Here is a 6,995-nt window from a genome sequence, read left to right on the forward strand (position 1 = left end):
GTTATATGATGACATGGCTAACCTATAATTAGTTCCTATGAATGCAGAATCATCCCAAAATCAAAAGAAGTCATTAGTACTGACAACCTTGGTTTACAGCTTATTGCTGTTGTTGTTGTTCTTTTTGCGCTTTTGGCCTCCTGCCAACATGAAGCTCATGGGCGGCGGTGGCGGTGGCGGCATTGAAATGAACTTTGGCGACAGCGATTATGGCTTGGGAGACAATTATAAAAGCGAAGTACTGAATGTAAAAGATCAGGCAAAAGCCACTCCGGCAGCACCGACTCCCGAAGAAGATGTGATTGCCGATGACAACTCTGAAACTAACGATGCCGTAATTCCGAAGCATGAAAATGTAAAGAAAACACCGGTAGTCGTTAAAAAAGACCTTCCAAAACCGGCACCCGAAAAACCTAAAGTTTCCAAAAACGCGAATGACGCTTTGTCCAGCATTTTGGGCAACAAAGGAGGTGATGGTAATGACGGTAAAAGCGGAAACAAAGGCAGCGCGAACGGCAACTTAAACTCCAGCGGGTATTATGGCAATGGCACAGGAAGTGGTGGCGGAACCGGCGGTGGCAACGGACCCGGAAATGGTCCGGGCAGTGGTCCGGGGAACGGTCCTGGTAGCGGTGGCGGTACCGGAGGTGGTTATTTTTTAGGCAACAGAAAAGCACTAAACAAACCAAAACCTGACAATGTCTGCGGAAACGAATATGGTAGAGTGGCGGTACAGGTAACTGTTGACCGAAACGGAAATGCGATCAGCGTTACCCCGGGAGTACAAGGCACAACAAATACCGACAATTGTTTGCTGCAACAAGCCAAAAGAGCAGCTCAGGAAACAAAATGGCAAGCCGATAGCAATGCTCCTGAAAAACAGGTTGGGAAAATTATTTATGTATTTAGTTTGAATTAAATCATATATGAAGACCGTTATTACCTTTTTAGTTTTATGTATCAGCCTGATTTCTTATTCTCAACCCAAAGTAACGGTATACAATGAAAGAATTGAAAACGGCTTCAATATTTTAGTCACGAATGATGAATTCTGTCCGGTCTCTGTAAAAATAGAACTTGACCTGACCAATTTATCTTCCTCAAATGACATGACTAAAATTTATGTTATTCCGGCAAAGACAAAAGGTTTCAGCATCACAAAACTTCAAACTGTAAAAAAGGAAGGGTCTTCTACTTTTAAAATCAAAAGCACCTTCAATTATGGGGATAGTAATTTAAAAGAGTACACAGACTACGATTATTCCCTGCCCTTTCAATCCGGGAAATCGTTTACTGTTCATCAGGGATATAACGGCAGTTTTTCCCACCAAAATGAAAACTCCTTAGATTTCACCATGCCCATCGGAACCGAAATTTTGGCAGCGAGAGAAGGAATCGTTGTAAAAGTAGTTCAGGTTTTCAACCAAAACTGTCCTGAGAAAAGTTGTGCTGAATTCAATAATTATGTTATGATATACCACAATGACGGTACATTTTCAAAATATGTTCATCTGAAACGCAATGGCGTTGTGGTAAAAGAAGGTGATACTGTAAAAGAGAACGACCTCATTGGCTACAGCGGCAATGTTGGTTGGTCAAACGGACCACACCTCCACTTCATGGTATACTTACAACGTATCGGAAGCATTGAAACACTGAAGACAAAATTTAAGGTTAACGACGGTAAAGAAACCCGATTGTTGGTTGAAAAAGAGCAATATTCCAGAAATTATTAAAATAAAAAATCCCGATGATACTCATCGGGATTTTTGTTTCTGTACTTATTGAGTGGCTTACCAGTTTTCGGCTTTCTTCTTTTTTTCCATATAGGAAACAAAGCTTTTGTTCAAACCGTTGAAATAGGTTTCGTACGTTGCCGGTAAATCGGTCATGTATTTTTTCAGGTTTCCGTCTTTATCATAGTATTCTGAAAAGTCGTTCATGTTGGGTCTTGAAATTTTCCCATTGATGTCTTTTAAAACAATTTCAGTAATATCAAATTTGTATTTTCCGTCTTTAAAAGTCATCTCAATAGTATAAATGGCTTTGGAACAAACAGTGGTTCCGCCCGCTTTGTTGCAGAAGAAATTGTCTTTAATCCCTTGAAAGGTAATTTTTTCGTTTTCCACCGTCATTTTGACCGCATCCGGAGCCTTATTATTTTCTTTAACCCAAGCCAAAGCATTAGTATATAAAGTTTTGGCCGGACTATCAAAAGAAGTTACGATAAAGTCGGTCAATCCGTCTTTTGAAAATTTAAATTCGGTGTCTTGGGCAAAAGTTGCTGTGGTTATGAAAACCAACAACAGACATGCTTTTAATTTCATAGTAATATATATTAGTTCATTGTATTTATTTAGGACTGGTCGCAATGACAAACTTGAGTTTGTTCTTCACTCCTATCTGCAAAACATCCACCAAGTCTTGCACCTGCATCGTGGCGGGAATCCGAATAACCACCGTTTGCTGCTTGGCCGGATCCATTTTAGACAATAACTTGGCTTCTAATTGTTCAAAAGCCACTTCTTCCTTATCCACAAAAAACCTTTTTTCTTCGGTCACCGATAAGGTAATGAGTTGCTTGTTGGTTTTTTCATTGGTTTTTGATTTGGGCAACGTCATCCGAATCACATTCGGGTTGGCCAAAGTAGAAATGATTAAGAAAAACAACAACAAGAAGAACATAATGTCGCTCAACGAAGACGTGGCGACTTCTGCATGAAATCGTTTATTTCGTTTTATTGGCATTTGGTCTTTGAATTATATTGATAAATTCTAACACTTGTTTTTGAATAGCCAACGAAAAATTATCAATCTTTCCGTTGAATAAGTGGTAAGCGCTGTAAGCAATAATCCCTACAATCAAACCGGCACCACTACTGATCATCTTTTCATACAATCCTCCGGAAATATTTCCGATACTGATATCTTCGGTTACCGAAATGCTATAGAAAATTTTAATTACCCCGGAAATAGTTCCAATGAATCCCAATGTTGGCGCAATACCGGCAATCAACCCCAGTTGGCCCAATTTCTTCTCCATATACCCAATTTCAATATTGGCCGCACGTTCCATATTTGATTCAATTTCATTGATGTGTCTTCCTATGGTCAACACGCCTTCTTTGATAATCGTTCCTTGGGCATTACCACTGCGTTCTGCAGCAGAAACAGCCTGTTCAATATTGGCATTATTCAAATGATTGCGCACATCAGACATCAGGTGATTGTCAATTTTAGCGGCTTTGTGTATATAAAGGTAGCGTTCGAAAATCACATATAAAGTGTAAAACAACAAAATCGCAATCGGGATTAGGAAAATCCCTCCTTTCAAAATAAATTCTAAAACGGAAACTTCGTTGGTTAAAGCGGAATTGGCTGGCGTTGTGACTGCAGGAACTGCATTGGCTAAGGTGTCAACTTGTAACTGTAAAAACGTGCTTATCATATTTATCTATTTTTTGACTATTAATTCTGAAAATAATTCCAATTTTGTAGTTGTCGAATACGCTTCACAATATAAACGAAAAAATACTTATAAAAGTATATCGTGAAGTTAATTTTTCCTAAAATTATGAACTACAAAGAAACGCTGGATTGGATGTTTACGCAACTCCCAATGTACCAAACTCAAGGCGCAACGGCGTACAAAGAAGACATCACCAATACGGTTTTGTTAGCCAATCATTTAGGAAATCCGGAACAGCGATTACGATGCATCCACGTGGCCGGCACCAATGGAAAAGGCTCTACTTCCCACCTGCTTGCTTCGGTTTTACAGGAAGCGGGTTACCGGGTGGGATTGTATACTTCACCACACTTAAAAGACTATCGCGAACGCATTAAAGTAAACGGGACTCCTATTCCTGAAGCCTATGTTTGTGAATTCATAACACGCAACAAATCATTTTTTGAAACGAATGCTTTGAGTTTTTTTGAGATGAGCGTCGGGTTGGCTTTCGAATATTTTGCCGCTGCAAAAACAGACATCAACATTATAGAAGTAGGCATGGGTGGTCGATTGGACTCTACCAATATTATCACTCCACTGATTTCGGTCATTACCAATATAGGATTAGACCACACTGCCTTTTTGGGAAACACGCCGGAAAGCATAGCTTTTGAAAAGGCCGGTATCATCAAACCGAATATTCCGGTGGTGATCGGCGAATATATTCCCGAAACAAAGCCGGTATTTTTATCCAAAGCAAAGGAAACGAATTCCGAAATTTATTTTGCCTCCGATTTGGTTGGAGCAACTTACCCTTCCGCCTTGCTTGGTGATTATCAGGTTCAGAATAAAAAAACAGTCGTACAGACCTTGAACGTATTGACAGCCAAAAATCTTATTTCTGTCTCAGAAACCGATATCAAAACCGGTTTCCTAAATGTGATTCAAAATACCGGATTGCTCGGAAGATGGCAGCAATTGGGTACCAATCCGAAAATTATTTGTGATACGGCACACAACGCACATGGGTTGAAAATTGTACTCAACCAAATCCAAAACGAAAATTTCAATCAATTGCATATTGTTTTGGGCGTGGTAAATGATAAAAATCTGGATGACATTTTACCTTTATTTCCCAAAAAGGCAAAATATTATTTTTGCAAACCAAATATTCCCCGAGGTCTTGAAACTGAAATTCTAAAAAAAGAAGCTGCCCAATTTGGACTTCTCGGAGAAACATATGTTTCAGTATCAAATGCTTATCAGGACGCCATGAAAAACGCAACCCCTGACGACTTTATTTATGTTGGCGGAAGTACTTTCGTCGTTGCAGAAATTTTGTAATTTTTTTTAAAAAATCCTTGCAGAAGTAAAAAACTAGTGTATCTTTGCACTCGCAATAAGGAAGTAATGACTTAAAGCATTAGGGCGATTAGCTCAGTTGGTTCAGAGCATCTCGTTTACACCGAGAGGGTCGGGGGTTCGAATCCCTCATCGCCCACAACTTTCAAAACCTCATCAGAAATGGTGAGGTTTTTTTATTTTTAGGATGCGTCAAAAGCTGGCTTTTATAAGTAGCATAAAAATAAAAAAAACACAGCTAAAGGCTTTCTTTGTTCAGAACCTCTCAAAAGGGCTCAACGAAGGTAATCCTCATCACCCACAAAACAACTGAAGCCCCTTAAAACTTAACTTCACATTCTATCTTTTTCAAATATTTCTACAATCATTCGATTTTGTTTCTAAGTTTAATGATGATTTTGATTGCATCTTAAACAACTACAAACCAAAAAATATGTTTTATAGTACAAATTATTTTCTCTGACTGATTTACTTGATACATTCACAGAAAAAAATTTGTAAGCCGTTAAACTTTTATAACTATTTCAGTAATAGCGTCATTTTACAAGACATTTTTCAATACACTTCTTAACTTTCACATAAGTCAACATCATTTTGGCATTAGTTTACTTTAATCTGAAAAAACTACCACAACATCAGAGCGCAGAATGCTATGTCGACGTTTTTTTTTATTAAATTGGCCGACGGTTGACCTAGGGTAGTTGAACCCCAAACTACACTGTAATACTTATGAAAAAACAACTTATTCAATTTTAATTAACTGTTATCTTAAAACTTTAACCTACACCAGATGTTCTTAAAATTTTTATTCTCAAAATTATATCGGGCGGAGTCTGAGGAAAACAGTAACATACTGTTTAAAATCATTTGCGGGGTGCTGTTAATTATGACTGTCACCACTTTTATAGCCCTTATACAACAGCCTGGACATGCTGTTCGATTTCTTACGGCAATTGCTTTACTATGGGTTGCCAGTTTGGCTTTTCTTTTGGTTTTGAAAGAGCAAAATGCAAGAACTATTTCGGTAGTTTATATCTCTTTTTTATTGTTGATGATTCTTGCTTTTGCCTACAGTGGCGGAGGTATAAAAGGGCATGGGATTCGATTACTGCCAATGATCGTATTGCTTTCGGGCTTAACTTTAGGTCGAAAACCCATGTGGTTATTTGCCATAGCAACTTCCGTTGGAGGACTATTATTGGTGGCGGCCGGTTACTTTGAGCTACTCCCTAGTAATGAACCTATTAGTCAGGCCCCTTTGAGTTTTTGGATTTATTCTGTTTCGGGTATTTTTCTACTGTCCTATATGGAACATTTGTCCGTGGGACGTTTTAACAAAACGGTAGACCGACTGGAGCAGGAACTTAATTTGCGAAATCAGTCAGAAGAAAAGTATCGGGTCATTTTCGAATCATTTCAGGATATCTTTTACCAAACCGATATGACGGGTAATATTATTTTGATTACCCCTTCTTTACAAAAACGAATGGGGTATCATCCGACCGAGGTTATAGGCAAAAATATCCGTGAATTTTATTTTAAATCGGAAAGACAGGCTGACTTTATAAATCTCATTTTAGACAACGGGTCTGTTTATAATCACGAGTTAGAATTACTGACTAAGGAAGGAAAAATTATGAACGTACTGGCCTCCAGCCATATCATCTACAACAGCAACGGCAACCCAATTGCTATAGAAGGGTCACTGCACGATATCACCCAACGCAAAAAAGATGAAAATCTTTTAAAAGCCCAAAATGAAAAGTTGATGCGAGTAGCCCATCTTCAATCTCATATCGTCAGAAAACCGGTCGCAAATGTACTGGGAATCATACACTTGCTTGACCTGCAAAATCCTAACGACCCAACCAACTTAGAACTGATTCCAAAACTTGAGATTGCCTCTAAAGAATTGGATATCATCATTAATGAGATTGTACAAAACACCAAAGAGATTAAAGACATGCTGTAGACCCACGTTCCAAAGTGAGACTATAAAACACAAACAACACTTTAATTGATTCCCATAAAGGCTCTAATAAAAACGCTCCATGTATGGGGCGTTTTTTGTTTTTGGCAGCGGCACTCCCTGCAACGGTTCACGCTCCCTCCCGCTATCCGCGCTACACGCCTGCCTGCCGACAGGCGGGATAGCCGGCTCCTATCGGGGCTATATAGACGC

At 38.9% G+C, this 6,995-nt stretch carries 7 protein-coding genes and 1 tRNA gene; 5 read left to right on the forward strand and 3 right to left on the reverse strand.

Features of this window, described 5'->3' with window-relative positions:
- Positions 1-37: 37 nt before the first annotated feature.
- Positions 38-919, forward strand: a complete 882-nt coding sequence (locus ACSVH6_RS12100) for an energy transducer TonB (RefSeq protein WP_438078845.1) — start codon at positions 38-40, stop codon at positions 917-919.
- Positions 920-926: 7 nt separating this feature from the next.
- A complete protein-coding gene (locus ACSVH6_RS12105; RefSeq protein WP_438078846.1) occupies positions 927-1,736 on the forward strand; it encodes a M23 family metallopeptidase in 810 nt (269 codons plus the stop codon).
- Between the two features lie 57 nt (positions 1,737-1,793).
- Here the strand turns inward: ACSVH6_RS12105 and ACSVH6_RS12110 are convergent, their stop codons facing one another.
- From ACSVH6_RS12110 to ACSVH6_RS12120, 3 genes are read right to left on the reverse strand one after another with little or no spacing between them, the layout of a single operon-like run.
- On the reverse strand, positions 1,794-2,327 hold the full coding sequence (locus ACSVH6_RS12110) for a DUF4468 domain-containing protein (RefSeq protein ID WP_438078847.1): 534 nt from the start codon (positions 2,325-2,327) through the stop codon (positions 1,794-1,796).
- Between the two features lie 25 nt (positions 2,328-2,352).
- Positions 2,353-2,748: an ExbD/TolR family protein gene (locus ACSVH6_RS12115; protein WP_438078849.1), complete on the reverse strand. Its 396-nt coding sequence runs from the start codon at positions 2,746-2,748 to the stop codon at positions 2,353-2,355.
- Complete coding sequence (locus tag ACSVH6_RS12120; protein ID WP_438078861.1) at positions 2,729-3,445, reverse strand: MotA/TolQ/ExbB proton channel family protein; 717 nt, start codon at positions 3,443-3,445, stop codon at positions 2,729-2,731. Before ACSVH6_RS12120 ends, ACSVH6_RS12115 begins: the two co-directional genes overlap by 20 nt.
- Before the next feature lie 129 nt (positions 3,446-3,574).
- Between ACSVH6_RS12120 and ACSVH6_RS12125 the strand changes: the two genes are divergently transcribed.
- The 3 genes from ACSVH6_RS12125 (at position 3,575) to ACSVH6_RS12135 (ending at position 6,785) form a co-directional block, all read left to right on the forward strand.
- Positions 3,575-4,795 carry a bifunctional folylpolyglutamate synthase/dihydrofolate synthase gene (locus ACSVH6_RS12125; RefSeq protein WP_438078851.1) on the forward strand — a complete coding sequence of 407 codons (1,221 nt, stop codon included), beginning with the start codon at positions 3,575-3,577 and terminating at the stop codon, positions 4,793-4,795.
- 82 nt (positions 4,796-4,877) lie between these two features.
- Positions 4,878-4,952: transfer RNA gene (locus ACSVH6_RS12130), tRNA-Val, on the forward strand.
- A gap of 651 nt (positions 4,953-5,603) precedes the next feature.
- On the forward strand, positions 5,604-6,785 hold the full coding sequence (locus ACSVH6_RS12135; protein WP_438078853.1) for a PAS domain-containing protein: 1,182 nt from the start codon (positions 5,604-5,606) through the stop codon (positions 6,783-6,785).
- Positions 6,786-6,995 lie beyond the last annotated feature (210 nt).

It is taken from the genome of Flavobacterium sp. XGLA_31 (genome assembly GCF_051547105.1).
Taxonomy (GTDB): domain Bacteria; phylum Bacteroidota; class Bacteroidia; order Flavobacteriales; family Flavobacteriaceae; genus Flavobacterium.